Raw genomic sequence first — 17,941 nt, forward strand, 5'->3', positions numbered from 1 at the left:
GCTGCGCTAGGCCGTTGCCTTAGCGGCTGTTGACCGTCTCCAGGTCCGCCTCACGCAGCTTCTGCTGGCGTTCCAGCCAGGGTCCGGCCGCGTACCCGATCACGACGCCGATCCCTACCTCCGCGGCAACGAACAGTGCCGTGCGGAGCGGATCCGGCCCGATCTCCGTCAGCCGCCCGATGCCGGCCGAGCCCCGGGCCAGCCAGGCGAGTCCCGCCGCGAGCAGCCCGGCGACGGAGCCGATCACCGCGCCCAGCACCAGGGTGGAGGCCGCGGCGGTAAACCAGCGGGCCCGGATCTTGATGGACAGCCATTCGTCGAAGTGGTTTTCGCCTTCGCGCAGGAACCACCAGCCGGCCAGCGCCCCGGCCAGCGCCGGCACCACCAGTGCCACGAAGCCGAAGTCGAGCGAGCCGGCCGGCAGCGCGGCGAACACCGGAATGGACGGCAGCGGCCCGACGGCGGTCCCGAGCGGTCCGGCCAGCGAGCCGACGCCCAGGGCGAAACCCGAGCCGCAGATCCATGCCAGGGCAAACACGACGAGGTTGGGCAGGAAGCCCAGCTGCACGATGGTGAGCACGCCGCCGCCCATGGCGCCGGCGTCGAGCCCTTCATAGACGGCGACCACAAGGTTCCAGTGGATGAAGAGGTCGACGGCGAGCAGCGCGGCAGACATTGCCAGGCTCGCCATCAGCGCCACCGATCCGGCTTTGATGGCCGAGCCCAGGTAGGACCCGGCCCAGCGGGAGTGCTGGCTGGTGCGGGACAGCCAGGCCACGGCGTCGACGCCGATCAGCCGGCTCCACGAGCCTGCCTCGCGGCGCGCGCCGACCACCATGCCGAGCCCGAACGGGATGAGCGGGATAAACGCGGCGGCCCAGAGGCTGATGCCGACGTCGGCCGTGCGGCAGACGAAGCCCGTGGCGATCCCGAACCCCGCGTACACCAGCCAGGACCCGAGCAGCGCCTGCCAGAGCTGGTCCGTGTAGGAGGCGCGGGCGAGGCGTCGTCCGGCGCGCCAGGCGAGCAGGAACGGGATGAGGGCCAGCCCCAGCGGAATGAGGGAGAGCGTGTCGGAATCCGGGTGCGCCGCGGACCCGGCACTGGCCGTATCCAGCAGCAGCGGAACGCCGTGGATCAGCAGCCAGGCCTGCCCGGCCAAACGAGCCAGCACGTCGAAGCCGCTGTTCTGGAATCCGGCCGTTGCCCAGACCGTGACGATCGGCGCCACCACCACGAGGGCGGAGATGACGGCGGCCTGGGCGGATTCGAGGCCGCCCTGCAGCCACAAAGGCATGGGCAGCCCACGTTGTCCGGTCTGATCAGCGCGCAGTTTCATCGAGATCCATGGTGCCACGCGCCCGGCATCCGGCCGGTTTCCGACAGGCACAACGCCCGGATCCGCGGAATTCGCCCTCATGGGCCGCCGAGCTTTTTCCAGACCCGGGCCGTAAAATTGTAAATGTCCGCAATCAGTGGTTGGAGGCAGAACATGACTACCGCATCTCCCCATGCGCATGGCGTTCATTTTGGTCGGACAGATGTACAGAACGTTGGCATGGGTGTAGGTATCGTCCTTTTAGTCGTAGGCGTCTTGGGGTTCATCCCGGGCATCACCACGAACTACAGCGAACTGAGGTTCTTCGGGCCTGATTCCAAGGCTATGTTCCTCGGCCTGTTCCAGGTGTCGATGTTGCTGAACATCGTTCAGCTCGCGATCGGCGCCGTCGGCCTGACCATGTCCCGGACCGCCTTGGGCGCCCGGAACTTCCTCATGGGCTCCGGCTTGCTGTACATCGTCCTTAGCATTTACGGGTTTATCGTCGGCGTGGATTCGGCGGCCAACTTCCTGTCGCTGAACACCATGGACAATTGGGCCTTTATGGTGATGGGCATTGCAATGGCCGGCGCAGGCTGGCTGATGTCGAGGCATATTGAAGAAGGTGTGGAGACCCGGTCATCAACCCCCGGGACATAGGGAGCCGCGAATGAGTAACGTTTCATAGAATCGAAAAAATTCGTACTACCTGCTGGTGCAGTGGTTTAGCGGAAACGCGGCGGCTGCACCAGCTTTCTGTCTGCCCGCTTCCTGCCTGCTCGGCACAGTTTCCGTCGACGGCGAAGCGTCCGGCCAGCCGGAAGGCCGGGACCTTGTGAGTCCCGGCCTTCCGTAATGCCTACGCACTTGCCGCTGGTCCCGCGGCTGGCAGTGCCGCGACTGACGCTGCCGCGTTAGGTGGTGCTGTGCTCCAGGCGGGGCGGAAGGGTGTCCCACTCCGTTTCAGCGGCCCGCATCCAGGGAAATGGCAGCAGCTCCTTGATCCGGACCTTCCCCACTTCGCCCTCGGCATCCACCAGGACGGACGTCTCGGTTCCGTATGAACGCAGCAGTTCCCGGCAGAGGCCACAGGGGTTCGTGACTTGGGGTTGTCCCTGTCCGTCCATACTGACGGCCACTACGGAGTGGATTGATGCCTCCTGCGCCATGCGGGCATTGGCGAGGGCGCTGGATTCGGCACACACGTTGATGCGCTTTGCGCCAATGTGGAGCCCGAGGTAGATAGCCCCCGACTCACCGCGCATGGCCGCGGCCACCCGGTGGTTCTCGCTGTGATGGGCGGTAAGCAACAGCCCACGAGCTGCCTCGTAAAGCTCCACGTCTGACACGTCGAGATCAAAGGAGATCACGTTTGCCTCCAGGCTGGTTCGGTCCGGGCGACTGGCGTCCATGAGTGTTCCTGCTTTCCTGTGTTCCTGCCCTGACCGTGTTCTTACCTGCCGATGAAGATGCCGTTTTTCTTCCGGGCCAGCAGGTAGAAGACGATGCTGAGCGCCGACAGGACGGCCACGTAGACCGGGAAGATCCAGGACGCGTTCACGGACTGGAGCCAGACCAGGAGGTAGGAGGCAGTGCCGCCGAAGAGAGCGACGCCCAGGCCGTAGCCGAGGGCAGTTCCGGCGCCGCGGATGGTCTTCGGCATGAGGGAGCTGCAGACGACGTTGTACAGGGTCATGTTAAGGACCAGCACGACGGAGCCGCCGAGGAGGACGGCCGCGAAGCCCGCGATGCCGGGCTTGACGTACATCAGCATCAGGAAGACGGACGGAATGGCGAGCGCGCGGGTGATCAGGAACCACTTGGAGATCGACTTGCCATCGCAGACCTTGCTGATGATGAGGCTTCCGATAACCAGCACGACGCCCAGGACGGTCGTGAGCGCGAAGACAGCGGTTGCGTCTTCCTTGAAGCCGCTGCGGGCCGCCGTCGGGAGGCCCGTGTTCCACGCGTAGTTGTACGCCTGCGCAGCTCCGACGACGAACGTGATGGCCAGCACGCTGAGCCAGTGCTTGCGCACCCCGCCCCAGACCTTTTTCGCGGAGTTGTCCGCCAACTCCTCGGGCTTCATGGTTTCCGGAAGCGTCCGGCGAAGGTAGACCACCACAAAGCCGAAGGCCGCACCGACGATGAAGGGCACACGCCAGCCCCAGTCGGCCATGACGGCTCCGCCGAGCATCAGGGACGACAGGTAGCTGACCAGCGAGGCGAGCAGGATGCCCGCGTTGACGTAAAAGGAGATGATGCCCGCGACAAAGCCCTCGCGTCCCTCAGGGACGAGTTCGACGGCGTGGGCCGTGGACAGCGGAGCTTCAACGCCTGTGGAGATGCCCTGGATGACGCGGCAGACCAGCAGGATGACGCCGGCGGCGGCCCCGATCTGGTCGTAGGTGGGGCACAGCGCAATGATCAGGGTGGTGCCGGCCATCATCATGATGGACCAGAGCATCACCCGGCGGCGGCCTATCCGGTCGGCCAGGGTGCCGAGCATGATTCCGCCCAGCGGACGGAATGCGAAGCCGACGGCGAAGACTGCCAGTGCGCTGAGCGTGGCGGCAACGGGGTCCTGCGACGGGAAGAACTTCGGCCCGATGAATGCCGACAGGAGGCCAAAGACCATCCAGTCGTACCACTCCAGGGTGTTGCCTAGTCCGAGGCCCAGCAGCCCGCGGCGTACTTCCGGCGAGAGCCGGGACTTCCGGCCGCTCTCTAGGTCAATCTTGACGGCAGTGTCAGTCATGATACTTTTCCTTCCCCCGCGCCTTCGGGGCGCGGGAGGGTACGGATCACCGGCGGACGCCCTGTTGGGGTCACCGGTAATCTAAACTATCGTTTGGCTTGGTCCGCAGGGCGGGACCGGCTCACCACATGGGAGGCGAGTTAGCCCAGATAGCTACGCATGCCTCTTCGTAGCGATTGAATGCAAACGGGCCATCCAGCTCGGCAACACGGAACGTATCCGCAAAGGAACGTGTCTTTGTTGGCCGGCCAGCATCAGGCTTGCGGATGGCTTTGGCAGATGCCACTGCATCAGTACTAAGGGAACGATCACGAACGCTGGCCGGGGCGCACCTTCCGCCAGAAGGTCGTTGCGTTCCACCCCTGTTCGCTTAGCGTCGAACCCTTAGTGTTGCGGCTCACACAACTATATTGAAGATCTTCACAGAGTCAATGGTTCTGCGGAAAAAGCGGCCTCACCTCGGACGACGCCGCCAGGGCCAAGTGGGAGCGCATCGGGACCCTGGTCCGAACGGCAGGAACGGTAAAGAAATTTACAAAAAGCATTGATTCGCTAAAAGTTTTCACTATAGTTATGTGTGTCAGCTCACCAAGAGAAAGACGGGCCATGGCAACCGAAAGCGTCACGGGATCTTCCCCAGCCGGCACGAGCGTCCTCCTTGCCACCGTAGGCAACAAGGTCCGCAACATGCGCAAGGACAAAGGAATGACCCTTGCGAAGCTCTCGGAAGTCACCGGCCTCAGCCCGGCGATCGTAAGCCAGATCGAACGCGGCCTGGCCAATCCGTCTTTCACCACTTTGGCGCAGCTGGCGCACGGCCTGGACATCCCCGTGGGCAAGTTCTTCCTCGGACAGGAAGAAACCAGGTCCCCCGTAGTCCGCAAGGCCGAGCGGCGAAACCTCAAGGGCGTTACCAAGAAGTCTATGGGTGAGGCGGTCTTTGAACTGCTCACCCCGGACCTCAACGGTGCGCTGGAGGCCCAATGGATCGTGAGTCCGCCAGGCCACGACACCAGCGCCACTCCTTTCCGGCACAGCGGCGAGGAATTCGGCATCATTCTCTCCGGCCGGAAAGACGTCTTCCTGGACGGCGAAAAATACACCCTCGAAGCAGGCGATTCGATCACCTTCTCTTCGGATACGCCGCACTGGTACAAGAACAGCTACGAAGAGGTCTGCGTAGCGATCTGGGTTAACGCACCTCACGCGTGGTGATCAGCCGGCCCTAGCCGCCGTCGCCAACTCCGGTCCCGACACCCAAGGTGTCCGCCGGAACCTTATCTACACTCCGCAGCAAGGTCCGCAAGGGGCCGCGCTGCGTCATACCCTCTGCCGGGTGGATTTCACGGTCAGCGTCGCCGCAATCCCCTCCTGAGCACCGTCTTCCACGTCACCGGCCGCCCTTCCAACGGCACTCTCGCCGGAAAAGTTAGGATCCCCATGAACCCGTCTACAGCCATGTCGTCGCTGGAACTCAGCACCACCACGGCGGACCTCACCGCTCCCATCATTTCCCGCTCCGACGTCCTCGTGGTGGGCGGTGGCCCCGCAGGTGTGGCCGCCGCCGTCACCGCGGCCCGCTCCGGCGCCTCGGTCACGCTGCTGGAACGCTACTCCTCCCTCGGCGGCCTCGCCTCCGGCGGCATGGTGCTGGTCCTGGATGACATGATCAACGGCCAGGAAATCACCGTCACGGGCATCGTTTCCGAGTACGTCGAGCGCCTGCAGAAGCTGGGCCTGGCGATCGTCCCGCCCGCCGATGACCGCAAGACCTCCGAGGAACTGTGGAACAAGTGGGGCCGCTACGGCACCTTCGACTTCCACTCGCACACCACCCCCAAGCCGGTCTGCTACGCCGCCGCCTTCGACCCGGACGGCTGGAAGCGCGTCTCCAACGACCTCGTCCGCGAGGCCGGCGTCAACCTCCGCCTGCACTCCTGGTTCTCCCGCCCGATCGTGGACAACGGCGTCATGAAGGGCGTCATCTGCGAGACCAAGTCCGGCCCGCAGGCTTTCATGGCGGACATCGTCATCGACACCACGGGCGACATCGACGTCGCCTCCCGGGCCGGCGCCAGCTACGTCAAGGACAGCTACCTCACCACGCTCGTCTTCCGCCTCGGCAACGTGGACACCAACGCCGCGGAAGCCTTCGAACAGGCCAACCCGAAGGAAGCCCGCGCCATCAACCGCAAGATCAAGCGCCTCCTCGGCGGGGCCTGGGAACTGTGGTGGCTCAAGACCCCGATCGACGGCGTCGTCTGGTGCAACGCACCGCACATGACCGGCTTCGACGGCGTGGACCCGGCGGACATGACCGCCGCCGAGTTCGCCGCACGTGACCGCATCACCGAGGCGGTGGACTACGTCCGCGCCAACCTGCCCGGCTTCGAGAACTGCTACATGCTCGACGTCGCGTCCCAGATGGGCGTCCGGCAGACCCGGCTGCTGGAAGGCGAGTACGTCATGACGAAGGACGACGTCACCTCCCGCCGCCACTTCGCCGACACCGTGGCCCGCGGCCGCGACTACTACTACCCCTACCGCTCGCTGCTGCCCAAGGAAGTGGACCAGCTGCTGGTCGCAGGCCGGCACTACTCCGCCACCCCCGAGGCGCAGAAGATGTCCCGCGAAATCCCGCCCTGCATGGCCATGGGCCAGGCCGTCGGCGTCGCCGCCGCGCTGGCGGTCCAGACCGGCACCCTCGTCCGCGACGTCTCCGCTTTGGACATCCAGCAGGGCATGCGCCGGCACGGCGCGGACCCGGGCGACGTCCCGTCGTCGAACGCCACCGTTGACGCGGACGTGGCGGTGCCGGCATGAGCACCGTCATCGACGACCTGCTGTCAGGCACAACAACTGCAAGCACGACGGCGGCCACCGCCGCTGAACCCGCCGGCACCCCGCTCCCGCTCGATGGAATCAAGATCGTGGACTTCACGCAGGTGTTCATGGGCCCGTCCTGCACCCAGCTGCTGGGCGACTACGGCGCGGACATCATCAAGGTCGAACGCCCGGGCGCCGGGGACATCTCCCGCAACTCGTTCCCGGACAAGGACGGCCAGGACAACCCGATCTTCCTGTCCATCAACCGGAACAAGCGCAGCATCTCCGTGGACACCCGCACCGACGACGGCAAAGCCGTGCTCCGCCGGCTGCTGGCCGACGCGGACGTGGTGGTCAGCAACTTCCGCTCCGGCGTGATGGAGCGGATGGGCTTCGGCTACGAGGACCTCAAGGAGCAGAACCCGGGCATCATCTGGGCCTCCGGCACGGGCTTCGGCCCCGAGGGCCCCTACTCGCACAAGGGCGGCCAGGACGCGATCGCCCAGGCCTACTCCGGCGTGATGTGGCGGCGCGAGTCGGACGACGTCAAGCCGTCCATCTACCCCACCACGCTGTGCGACTACATCACCGGCATGCACCTGATGCAGGGCATCCTGCTGGCGCTGCGCACCCGGGAAACCTCCGGCGTCGGGCAGAAAGTGGAGGTGACCATGTACGACTCCATGTTGCACCTGCAGATGCAGGAGGCGTGCATGCAGCTCAACCGCGGCTACGAGGTCAACTGGGGCGCCATGCCGCTCAGCGGCGTCTTCGAAACCACCGACGGCGCCGTCTGCATGGTGGGCGGCTTCACCCCGGACCCGCTGCTGCGCATTTCCGAGGCCCTGGGCCTGGACGAGGACCTCACGCTCCGGCCCGAGTTCGCCAACCTGGAGCAGCAGTTCGAGAACAAGCCGGCGCTGCAGGCGATTTTCCGCGAGCGCATCGCCACGAACACCACCGAGTACTGGACCTCCCAGCTGGAGGACCAGGGCCTGCTCAACGCCCCTGTGCACACGCTCGAGCAGACCCTGGCCGACGCGCAGACGCACGCCAACAACATGATCGTCGAGGCAGAACACCCCGGTGTCGGCACCGTGAAAATGCTCAACGCGCCCATCCGGCTCTCCGCCACCCCGCCCACCATCCGCCGGGTGGCCCCGCGGCTCGGCGAACACAACGTCGAGGTGCTGCTGGAGAACGGGTTCGACGCCGAGACCATCGAGCGCCTGCAGCAGCTGGGGGTGCTCCGGTGACGGCCACAACAGACTCCCCCGCGAAGACGATGCTGGACCAGGTCACCCTGACCATCGAGAACCACGTCGCCACCGTGGTGATCGACCGCCAGCACGTGCTCAACGCCGTCGACGGCACCGCCCAGGCCAGGCTCAACGAGATCTGGGACCAGCTCGAAGCTGATCCCGACGTCCGGGCCGTGGTCATCACGGGCGCCGGCATCCGGGCGTTCTGCGTGGGCGCGGACATGTCCGCCTCCGCCGTGGACAAAACGGGCCTTGAATACTGGGCGGGCCTGGACCCGAACGGCTTCGGCGGGCTCAGCCTGCGCACCACGCTGGACATCCCGGTGATCGCCCGGGTCAACGGTTACGCGCTCGGCGGCGGCATGGAGATCGTGCTCGGCGCGGACATCGTGATCGCCGCGGACACGGCCCGCTTCGGGCTGACGGAACCGCGCGTCGGGCGCCTGGCGCTCGACGGCGGCATCCACCAGCTGGTGCGCCGGATCCCGTACACCCAGGCGATGGGCATGCTCCTGACCGGGCGGAAGGCCGAGGCCGCGGAGATGCAGTCCATGGGCCTGGTCAACGAGGTGGTCCCCGCGGAGGAGCTCGACGCCGCGGTGCAGCGCTGGGTGGACCAGATCCTCGCCTGCGCCCCCACCTCCCTCCGGGCGGTCAAGCAGATGGTTACGCAGACCGCGCACCTGACCGCCGCCGAGGCCCGCGGGCTCCGGCTCCCGGCCCTCATGGCGGCGCTGGACAGCGAGGACTCAGCCGAGGGCGTCCGCGCCTTCCAGGAAAAGCGCCCGCCGCTCTGGCCTGGACATTAGGAGACGGACGCTAGCCGTTCCACCGCCTGATTTCCGGTGGCTGACGTTCAGCCGCTCGAAGAACAACAAGAGCTTAGAAGGAGAAACCAATGCGGGAGTCACTGACACCCGGCGTGTGGGGCGTCGTCGCCACACCGTTCCAGGGCAGCGCCCTGGATGTCGACACGGACAGCCTGGCCGGACTCGTGGGCTACTACGAGTCGATCGGCGCCACCGGACTCACGGTCCTGGGCGTGTTCGGCGAAGCCGCGGCCCTGACGGCAGCCGAGCGCAGTCTGGTCCTGGAAGTGGTCGTGGAGGAAACGCGCCTGCCCCTCGTGGCGGGGGTGACTTCCCTCTACACCGGCACGGCCGTCGATGAGATCCGCTCCATCCAGGCAGCCACCGGGGACCGGCTGGCGGCCGTCATGGTGCAGGCCAACTCCGCCAACCCCGGCGTGGTCATCACCCACCTGAACGCCATTCACCAGTCCACCGGCGCCAACGTGGTGCTGCAGGACTACCCCCTGGCCAGCGGCGTCAACATCAGCACCGAGGCACTGATCTCCGTGGTGCAGGCCTGCAGCTTCGTCACCGCGGTCAAGGCCGAGGCCCCGCCCACGTCGGTGGCGATCGCACACCTCACCGCAGCCCTCGACGTCTCCGTGTTCGGCGGCCTGGGCGGCCAGGGACTGCTGGACGAACTCATGGCCGGCGCCGCCGGGGCGATGACCGGATTCTCCTACCCGGAGGCGCTCACCGCCTGCGTGCGGGCCTGGCAGAAGGACGGCTACGAGGCCGCCCGGGATGCCCTGCTGCCGTACCTGCCGCTGATCAACTTCGAGCAGCAGGCCAAAATCGCGCTGGCGGTCCGCAAGGAATGCCTGCACCAGCGCGGACTGATTGCCGACGCCGGTGTCCGGGCCCCGGCCGCGGCCTTCCCGGAGGTTCTTCGGACCAGGCTGCGCACCCATCTGGCCGAGGCCGCCAAGGCCCTTGGCCCGAACCCGGCCATCGCCCTCACCACGGCGGGGAGGAACTAATGGACCTCGGAATCAGCGGGAAGACCGCCCTGGTGGCCGCTTCCACCGGCGGACTCGGCCTCGCCGTCGCCCGGGCCCTCGCGGCCGAAGGCGTACGCGTAGCCATCACCGGCCGGCGCCGCGAGCGGGCCGAGGAGATCGCGGCCGGCCTGCAGGCCGACGGGCACAGCGCCGTCGCCGTCGAAGCCGACCTCAGCACCGCCGACGGCGTCGCCGCCGCTGTCGAACGCACCGTGGACGCGCTCGGGCCCATCGACATCCTTGTCCTCAACGGTCCCGGACCGAAGCCCGGCGCGGCCGCCACCCTCGGCGCCGACGACATCGCCGCGGCGTTCGAACAACTGGTCAAACCGCACCACGCCTTGGTCTCGCACATCCTGCCGGGCATGCGGGAACGGCGCTGGGGACGGATCCTGGCCGTCGGTTCCAGCGGCGTCGTGGCGCCGCTGCCCAACCTGGCCGTATCTAACACCGGCCGCGCGGCGCTGGCCGGCTACCTCAAGACCCTCGCGGCCGAGGTCGCCCTGGACGCCGTCACGGTCAACATGCTCCTTCCCGGACGCATCGCCACGGACCGGGTCGCGGAACTGGACCAGGCCGCTGCCAAGCGCCGCGGCACCACGCCCGAGGAAATCCAGCTGGAATCCCGCAAGACCATCCCCGCCCGCCGCTACGGCGAACCCGAGGAATTCGGCGCCGCCGCGGCGTTCCTCTGCAGCGCCCCGGCCTCCTACATCACCGGCGTGGCGCTGCGCTGCGACGGCGGCCTCATTCGCGGGCTCTAACCGACCCGCACACACGCTCTCTGCTCCGACTCTCCCGAAGGAACACCATGACTTCCACGATCACCGACCACTCCACCAACTCCACCGAGCGGGACCTCATCACCGCCCGGCACCTCATCAACGGCGAATGGCTCGGCGGGGCGGACACCGAACGGATGAACCCTGCCCGCCCGGGCGAGCTCGCCGCCCTCTCCCCCAGCGGCACCGCGGCCGACGTCGACGCCGCCATCACCGCCGCCACCGCCGCGCAGCCTGCCTGGGCAGCCCTGCCCGCCCCGTCCCGCGGCGCCATCCTGATGGCCGCCGGAAACCTGCTCCTGGACCGCCAGGCGGCCATCGCCGAGGACCTCGTCCGTGAAGAGGGCAAGACCCTCGCCGAGGCCAAGGGCGAGGTCAAGCGCGCCTCCGACGTGCTGCGCTTCTTCGGCTCCCTCGGCTGGGCCGCCACCGGCGAGGTGCTGCCCAGCGGCCTGCCGGACACCACCATCACCACCCGCCGCGAGCCGTTGGGCGTCGTCGGGCTCATCACGCCGTGGAACTTCCCCATCGCCATCCCGGCCTGGAAGGCCGCCCCGGCGCTGATCAGCGGCAACGCCGTGGTCATCAAGCCTGCCGAGCTCACCCCGCTCTCGGCCACGCACCTGGCCCGGGCCCTCCAGGACGCCGGGCTGCCCGCCGGCGTGATCAACGTGGTCCACGGCAAGGGCCGCGTGGTGGGCGACGTCCTGGCCCGCGACCCCCGCATTGCCGGAATGTCGTTCACCGGCTCCACCAACGTGGGCCTGGGCCTGCAGGAGATCCTCAACGCCCGCCGCGCCCGGGTGCAGCTGGAAATGGGCGGCAAGAACGGCGTGCTGGTCCTGGACGACGCCGATCCCCGCAAGGCCGCCCAGGTGGTGGCGGCCGGCGCGTTCGGCCTCACCGGCCAGGCCTGCACCGCCACGTCCCGCGTCTACGTCACGCCGGGCATCCGTGCTGCCTTCCTGGCAGCCCTGACGGAGGAGGCCGCGCAGTACACCGCCGGTGACGGGTTCGACGCAAAGATGGGCGCCGTCGTCAGCAGCCAGCAGTTCGAACAGAACCAGGCAGCGGTACGCACCGCCGTCGAACGCGGCGCCACGCTCCTGCACGGCGAGTACGACGGCGGCACGGACACCGGCTTCCGCTTCCCGGCCGCCATCCTCACGGACCTACCCTTCGACGACGCCGCCGTGACCGAGGAGATCTTCGGTCCCGTGGTGGCCGTCCTCGAGGTCCCCGACTATGAGGCCGGGCTCGCCGCGATCAACGATTCCCGCTACGGCCTCACCGCCGGCATCTGCACCGACTCCCTGGCGTTCTCCACGGACTTCGCCGCCCGCGCCCAGGCCGGGGTCATCAAGGTCAACCGTCCGACCGCGGGCCTGGACCTGAACGTGCCGTTCGGCGGCGTCAAGGACTCCTCCACCAACACGTTCCGCGAACAGGGGAAGTCCGCGCTGGACTTCTTCACGTGGGGCAAGACCGTCTACACGGGCGTGTAGCCAGTCATGACGTACGTGATCGCCCAGCCCTGTGTGGATGTCAAGGACAAGGCCTGCATCGACGAATGCCCGGTGGACTGCATCTATGAGGGTGAACGCTCGCTCTACATCCACCCGTCCGAGTGCGTGGACTGCGGGGCGTGCGATCCCGTCTGCCCCGTGGAGGCGATCTACTACTCGGACGATGTCCCGGACGAATGGGCCGATTACGTGCGCGCCAACGTGGAGTTCTTCGAGGAGCTGGGGTCGCCGCAAGGCGCCTCAGCCCTCGGAAACCTGCACCGCGACCATCCTGTGGTGGCGGATGCGCCCGCAACGGCCAGCGCCGTCAGCTGAGCCCGTGACTGTGGAGTTCAGCGCTTCGTGCCGGCGTTCTGTGATCGCTTGGTGTCGCTCCGCTACTGCGGGCGGGTGCGAGTTTGAGGTCCGTCAGCTCGCGGGGTCGTACTGGAACGCACGCACCTCGTGCGCGCCATTGTGTCGCCTCCTTGATCGCACTACACGGATGGAATACATCCTCGCGAATGGGCGCGCTACGCAACAGCCCCAGACCTCCCAGCCGACCGCCGACGATCCTCAGCGGGCGCCGCGTCAAACGGTGTGACGGTGATCAACTGGCGGGCCGCCAGGCACACCGATCTGCACCGTCGCGACGCGAGTCGCGCGAATCGTTGTTGGCGGGCGCTGGGCGCGGTAGCCTTGCAGCCATGCTGAGGCCGGTCGCGGAGGGTGTGCTAATCCACGAGAGCGAGTTCTGCCAGAGCAACGCCGTTGTGGTGCAAGGCCGGGCTGGCGTGTTGCTCATCGACCCCGGGGTGCACGGCTACGAAATGTCCTGCCTCGCGAACGACCTGTCCGATTCGGGCCAGACCGTGGTGGCAGGCTTCTCGACGCATCCTCATTGGGATCACCTGCTCTGGCACGCCGGGCTCGGCGCGGCGCCCCGTTACGGCACCGCGCGCTGTGCGGCTACTGCCCGGGATCGACTGTCGGACGGGCTCGATTCACGCCGGCTCGGCATCCCCGAGCAGGTACCGCTGGACCTGCTCGGCCTCATTACCGGCCTGCCCGCCGGGATGGCGCAGATTCCTTGGGATGGCCCTCATGTCCGGATTATTGAGCATCAGGCGCACGCCCCGGGCCATGCGGCGCTGTTGATTGAGGAACGAGGGGTTCTCGTCGCCGGCGACATGCTTTCTGATGTCTTGATTCCGATGCTCGACTTGAACGACACCGCTGACCCGATCGAGGACTACCTCGCCGCGCTGCGGCTGCTCGAGGGCGTGGCGGGCGACGTCGATGTCCTCGTCCCCGGCCACGGGTCCATCGGCGGAGCTGATCAGGTACGCGCACGGATCGACCAGGATCGGGCGTACGTGCACGCCTTGCGTGATGCCCATGTTCCCAGCGACCCGCGGATCGGCCCGTCGGCCATGCCCGGCTGGGACTGGGTGGGCGGCGTGCACGCACGGCAATTCGAGCTCCTCGCCCGAAGAAGCGAGCGCGACGGGACGCCCGGCTAGCGATCGTCCTGCGGGCATGGGGGTGACATTTGGCGCTGCGAAAACGCCGCCACTTATCGCTGCGATTCACCGCCGTTGAGTAGTCGCTCGATGTCGCAGTTGTCGGCGGCAGGTGCCGTCTTACATGGCATGGGTTATGAGATGCAGAGGTTTCGAGACACACTTTTCAGCGCCCGAAGTCGTCTGCACCGATGTCCGAACTCGTCTGCGCCGGCATGCAGGGTCAGTCTGGGATCCATTGTGTGATCGCGTTAACGAGGGCGCGGAGTTGAGGCATTTCAGCGCTGCGGCGTCGTTCGGTAAGCGCCGCCCGTTCGCACCGCTCACCGGTAGCGGGCGTTGAGGGACTCGATCGCGGATCGCGCGCCGGGTGGCACGCGCGGTCTCACGAACTCCAGCTTGGTGCTACGTGCTCGCAGCCGCCCGAAATCTGCGGATCGCAGCGATAAGTGGCGGCGTTTTCGCAGCGCYAAATGTCACCCCTGGTGCCTGGTAGACGATCGTCCAGCGGGCCCGCGTGCGAAAATGCTGGCATGCCGTCCCCGCAGTCACTGAGCGAAACTGATCGCCGCCTCGTCGCAGCGTGGGCGGCGGATTGTGCGGAGCGGGTCCTGGTCCTGTTCGAGACGGAGGCTCCGACCGACGGTCGACCACGTGATGCCATCGCTCGTACTCGGGCATTTGCTCAGGGTGAACTTGATGCCGCCGGTGAAATTCGCCGGCGCTTCGTTGCTGGTCGGGCCGCGCACGCGGTTAGCTCTCCTGCGGCTGTGGCGGCCGCCCGGGCTGCTGGACAAGCTGCCGGGGTCGCTCACATGGGCGCGCACGCTCTCGGCGCAGCCGCCTACGCCGCGAAAGCGGCCGGGCTGGCCGCTCCGAATCAGCCCACGGCCATCTCGGACGAGATCTCTTGGCAACTCGAGCACATGAATGCTCAAGTGAGGGCGGCGCTTCAGCAGTTGCCACCACTTGGTGAAGATTCCGCGGGCCCGCTCGGTACCGGACTTCTCGCGTCGGGCATTCTCGGGTCAATCATTCGGAAGATTCAGGCCGCTATGGACAATATCTCGCCACAGGAGGGTGCCCGGTAGGCGAACGGCTTACGGGCGGGGTCGAGAGCGAACGTAAAGGAACCGGAAACTGCTAGGGCGTCTGACAAACCCGCGACGGGTTGACCAGTGATGCCCCGCGCACGAAAATGCGAACCATGAGTGATCATCGCAGCCTTTCCGAGCCGGCTCCGTTCACCGCCGATGACTTCGCCGAGCGGTTGCGGCGAGCAGCCCACGCCGCCCAAGATGCCGGGCTCGACGGCATCCTGGTCACTCCCGGACCGGACCTGCTGTACCTCACCGGGTATGCACCCGTGGCCATCACTGAACGCATCACCATGCTCGTGATCCCCGTCGACGCGGAGCCCGCCATGATCGTTCCGAGGCTCGAGAGGCCCGACGCGGAAGCGGCCGCCGGCGCCTCGATTCTGCGGATCACCGACTGGACCGACGGGAGCGACCCCTACACGGAATCTGCGACGCTGATGGCCGGCACCGGACGTTATGCCGTCTCTGACTCGGCCTGGGCCATGCACCTCCTCGGCCTGCAGGATCGACTGCCCAAGTCGTCCTACGTCTCGATGACGACCGCCCTGCCGATGCTTCGGGCGATCAAGGATGACGACGAGATCGAGCGGCTGGCGGCGGCCGGCGCGGCCGCAGACCAGGCGTACGAGGAGATCGTCACCGTGCGGTTCGCTGGGCGCAGCGAGACCGACGTCGGCTCTGATCTCGCCGACCTCCTTCGCCAATTCGGTCATTCGCAGGTGGACTTCACCGTCGTCGGTTCGGGTCCGAATGGAGCCAACCCTCACCACGAGATCGGCCCACGGATCATCGAGGACGGAGACATGGTGGTCCTCGACTTCGGCGGCCTCAAACACGGCTACGGATCAGACACGACGCGGACCGTGCACGTCGGCGAACCCACCGCCGAGGAGCGCGAGGTTCACGACGTCGTCAGACACGCACAGCAGGCCGGGTTCGAGGCCGTGCGGCCAGGCGTCGAGTGCCAGGAGATCGATCGCGTGTCCCGGGCGGTGATCACTGAAGCCGGCTACGGCGACTACTTCATTCACCGCGTCGGGCACGGAATCGGACTGACGACTCACGAGCCGCCGTACATGGTCGAGGGCGAAACCCAGATCCTCCACCCCGGCATGTGCTTCTCGATCGAACCCGGAATCTACCTGCCGGGCAGGTTCGGCGTACGGATCGAGGACATTGTGACGGTCGTTCCCGACGGCGGACGGCGACTCAATCAGACCTCGCACGAGATGAGAATCGTCCACTAGTTAGCCGACGTGGTCCACGATCTGACGTGGCGCACTGCCAGCGGAATGCCCGGCGCGGTGAACCGGACGTCCACGGGGACGTCGAGGGTCGTTTCATTCAGTGTTGTGGTCACGGTGTATGCGCTCTCTGTTTCGCCTGCAGCCTGCCGGCCTGCTCTGATCCCATAACAGAACCAGCATCCCCGCGGTATCACTGGTTGGCGAAGCAAAACAGATCCTCGGTAGCTAAATGGGTGATGCCGTGCCGCAGCGTGACATACCCCCTCTGCATCAAGCTGTGGCGGGCCGGCAATGTGACTCGCAGCGATAAATGGCGGTCCTTTCGCAGCGCTATTTGTCATCTCGCAGCCCGCAAGGGGATCGTGCAGCGGGCGGTCAGGCCGGGTTAGCTGCAGAATTCGAGGCAAGGACGTCTTTGCGGATTGCCCAACGGCCGATGGCTGCCGCTGCGCCAACGGTGGCCCATGGGATCAGTAGCCAGGGCTGCCAGCCGAGGCCCAGGGCGCTTCCGAGCAGCCAGAACACTAGGGTGGGCACCGCGAAAAAGGCTCCGATGTGGATCCATTGATTCCGGACCGGGCGCAACAGATAGGCCAGCACCCAGGCCAGTGGCGCCGCGACCACCAGGGAAACTCCGAAGCCATACAGAATCGCCATGCCCAAAAAGCCCCATACGTGGCCGGCGTCGGTGCCGTCCCGCGAGGCGGGCACGCCATAGCCTGCCGCCACCAGGAGAAGTAGCACGCCCACCCAGAGCGAGGTGGCGATGAGCCAGCCCTTGATGAACGCGTACGCATCCAGCACCACTCTTTGTGACCGAACTGCCTGCGGCCGCGCCGCATCCCCCAATGCCATGGGCTTAGCCTACCGATGCGCAAAAGTTTCCCGCCCGTGCCGAGGGTGCGGCCGTCTGATAGGGGATCCTTCACGGGTCAGCTCAGTTGAAACGCGGAGCGAAGGCTATTGCATCCAGATCATTGGCAGTTACGGTGGCTCCATGAGGGACAGGACGCTGCCGATCATATGCGGGACGACAGAGTTCAATGACGCCCTCGACCACGACAAGACGGAAGGCTGGCGCCGTGCGGAAACTAATCTACGGCATGAATCTGACCCTGGATGGCTACATCGCCGCGGCCGGCGACGACATCGGCTGGGGCGGGCCGAGCGACGAACTGTTCCAGTGGTGGCTCGACCAGGAGCGGGCTAGCAGCCTGTCGCTGTACGGGCGCAAGCTCTGGGAGACAATGAGCTCCTACTGGCCGACCGGCGACCAGCAGCCAGACGCCACCCCGGCGGAGATCGAGTTCGCGCGGAACTGGCGGGACACGCCGAAGGTGGTGTTCTCCTCGACGATCGACAGGGTCGACTGGAACACCCGCCTGGTCAGCGGCGACGCGATCGCCGAGATCACYCGGCTCAAGGCCGGGGACGGCGGCCCGATGAGCGTCGGCGGCGCAACGCTCGCCGGGGCGGCCATGCGGGCCGGGCTGATCGACGARTACGTGCTGGCCACCCATCCGGTCCTGGTGGGCGGCGGCACKCCGTTCTTCACCKCGCTGGAMAGCTGGGTGAACCTGGACCTGGTGGARACGCGGACGTTTCCCGGCGGCGTGGTCCTGACCAGGTACGAGAYGAGGCGCTGAGCGCRATTCCTCCGSGCGGTCAGGGAAGTACTCCACCRCCCGCGGCCCCACGTCGGYGGSCAGCAGATAGTCCGGAATGTGCCTGCGCACCGCCCCGGCGACCTCAGCCTTCAACAGAAACG

The 17,941-nt window shown here is 66.8% G+C and carries 17 protein-coding genes; 13 read left to right on the forward strand and 4 right to left on the reverse strand.

Features of this window, described 5'->3' with window-relative positions; genetic code table 11:
• Positions 1-19: 19 nt before the first annotated feature.
• Complete coding sequence (locus AC1DR1_RS11405; RefSeq protein WP_476992597.1) at positions 20-1,339, reverse strand: cell division protein PerM; 1,320 nt, start codon at positions 1,337-1,339, stop codon at positions 20-22.
• Between the two features lie 153 nt (positions 1,340-1,492).
• On the opposite strand from AC1DR1_RS11405, the gene AC1DR1_RS11410 reads away from it, so the two are divergent.
• Positions 1,493-1,978 carry a DUF4383 domain-containing protein gene (locus AC1DR1_RS11410; protein ID WP_090583425.1) on the forward strand — a complete coding sequence of 162 codons (486 nt, stop codon included), beginning with the start codon at positions 1,493-1,495 and terminating at the stop codon, positions 1,976-1,978.
• 254 nt (positions 1,979-2,232) lie between these two features.
• Here AC1DR1_RS11410 and AC1DR1_RS11415 read toward each other — a convergent pair whose 3' ends face one another.
• Both AC1DR1_RS11415 and AC1DR1_RS11420 read right to left on the reverse strand, forming a co-directional pair.
• The gene (locus AC1DR1_RS11415; protein ID WP_229993998.1) at positions 2,233-2,730 is read right to left on the reverse strand and encodes a cytidine/deoxycytidylate deaminase family protein; all 498 of its coding nucleotides are present in this window, start codon (positions 2,728-2,730) and stop codon (positions 2,233-2,235) included.
• Positions 2,731-2,771: 41 nt separating this feature from the next.
• A complete protein-coding gene (locus tag AC1DR1_RS11420; RefSeq protein WP_476992598.1) occupies positions 2,772-4,076 on the reverse strand; it encodes an MFS transporter in 1,305 nt (434 codons plus the stop codon).
• A gap of 606 nt (positions 4,077-4,682) precedes the next feature.
• On the opposite strand from AC1DR1_RS11420, the gene AC1DR1_RS11425 reads away from it, so the two are divergent.
• The 11 genes from AC1DR1_RS11425 to AC1DR1_RS11475 all read left to right on the forward strand — a co-directional run bounded on the left by AC1DR1_RS11425 (position 4,683) and on the right by AC1DR1_RS11475 (position 16,173).
• Positions 4,683-5,291 carry a helix-turn-helix domain-containing protein gene (locus AC1DR1_RS11425; RefSeq protein ID WP_229994000.1) on the forward strand — a complete coding sequence of 203 codons (609 nt, stop codon included), beginning with the start codon at positions 4,683-4,685 and terminating at the stop codon, positions 5,289-5,291.
• Positions 5,292-5,516: 225 nt separating this feature from the next.
• On the forward strand, positions 5,517-6,899 hold the full coding sequence (locus AC1DR1_RS11430) for an FAD-dependent oxidoreductase (protein ID WP_476992599.1): 1,383 nt from the start codon (positions 5,517-5,519) through the stop codon (positions 6,897-6,899).
• The gene (locus AC1DR1_RS11435; protein ID WP_229994002.1) at positions 6,896-8,158 is read left to right on the forward strand and encodes a CaiB/BaiF CoA transferase family protein; all 1,263 of its coding nucleotides are present in this window, start codon (positions 6,896-6,898) and stop codon (positions 8,156-8,158) included. The genes AC1DR1_RS11430 and AC1DR1_RS11435 overlap by 4 nt, the downstream gene beginning before the upstream one ends.
• 29 nt (positions 8,159-8,187) lie before the next feature.
• Positions 8,188-8,973, forward strand: coding sequence for an enoyl-CoA hydratase-related protein (locus AC1DR1_RS11440; protein WP_229994025.1), 786 nt, complete (start codon positions 8,188-8,190; stop codon positions 8,971-8,973).
• 89 nt (positions 8,974-9,062) lie between these two features.
• Positions 9,063-9,995, forward strand: coding sequence for a dihydrodipicolinate synthase family protein (locus AC1DR1_RS11445; RefSeq protein ID WP_476992600.1), 933 nt, complete (start codon positions 9,063-9,065; stop codon positions 9,993-9,995).
• Positions 9,995-10,780, forward strand: a complete 786-nt coding sequence (locus AC1DR1_RS11450; protein WP_476992601.1) for an SDR family oxidoreductase — start codon at positions 9,995-9,997, stop codon at positions 10,778-10,780. Before AC1DR1_RS11445 ends, AC1DR1_RS11450 begins: the two co-directional genes overlap by 1 nt.
• A gap of 47 nt (positions 10,781-10,827) precedes the next feature.
• On the forward strand, positions 10,828-12,303 hold the full coding sequence (locus AC1DR1_RS11455; RefSeq protein WP_476992602.1) for an aldehyde dehydrogenase family protein: 1,476 nt from the start codon (positions 10,828-10,830) through the stop codon (positions 12,301-12,303).
• Positions 12,304-12,309: 6 nt separating this feature from the next.
• On the forward strand, positions 12,310-12,639 hold the full coding sequence (gene fdxA, locus AC1DR1_RS11460) for a ferredoxin (RefSeq protein WP_476992603.1): 330 nt from the start codon (positions 12,310-12,312) through the stop codon (positions 12,637-12,639).
• Between the two features lie 371 nt (positions 12,640-13,010).
• Complete coding sequence (locus tag AC1DR1_RS11465) at positions 13,011-13,826, forward strand: MBL fold metallo-hydrolase (protein WP_476992604.1); 816 nt, start codon at positions 13,011-13,013, stop codon at positions 13,824-13,826.
• Between the two features lie 533 nt (positions 13,827-14,359).
• Positions 14,360-14,917: a putative immunity protein gene (locus AC1DR1_RS11470; RefSeq protein ID WP_476992605.1), complete on the forward strand. Its 558-nt coding sequence runs from the start codon at positions 14,360-14,362 to the stop codon at positions 14,915-14,917.
• 116 nt (positions 14,918-15,033) lie between these two features.
• The gene (locus AC1DR1_RS11475) at positions 15,034-16,173 is read left to right on the forward strand and encodes an aminopeptidase P family protein (RefSeq protein WP_364747159.1); all 1,140 of its coding nucleotides are present in this window, start codon (positions 15,034-15,036) and stop codon (positions 16,171-16,173) included.
• A 375-nt stretch (positions 16,174-16,548) separates the two neighbouring features.
• Here AC1DR1_RS11475 and AC1DR1_RS11480 read toward each other — a convergent pair whose 3' ends face one another.
• Positions 16,549-17,028 (reverse strand): hypothetical protein, encoded by a 480-nt coding sequence (locus AC1DR1_RS11480; RefSeq protein ID WP_229994009.1) that lies wholly within the window; start codon positions 17,026-17,028, stop codon positions 16,549-16,551.
• Positions 17,029-17,255: 227 nt separating this feature from the next.
• Between AC1DR1_RS11480 and AC1DR1_RS11485 the strand changes: the two genes are divergently transcribed.
• Positions 17,256-17,819: a dihydrofolate reductase family protein gene (locus AC1DR1_RS11485; protein WP_476992606.1), complete on the forward strand. Its 564-nt coding sequence runs from the start codon at positions 17,256-17,258 to the stop codon at positions 17,817-17,819.
• Positions 17,820-17,941 lie beyond the last annotated feature (122 nt).

The sequence above is a fragment of the Arthrobacter sp. P4_F10 genome, assembly GCF_056401435.1.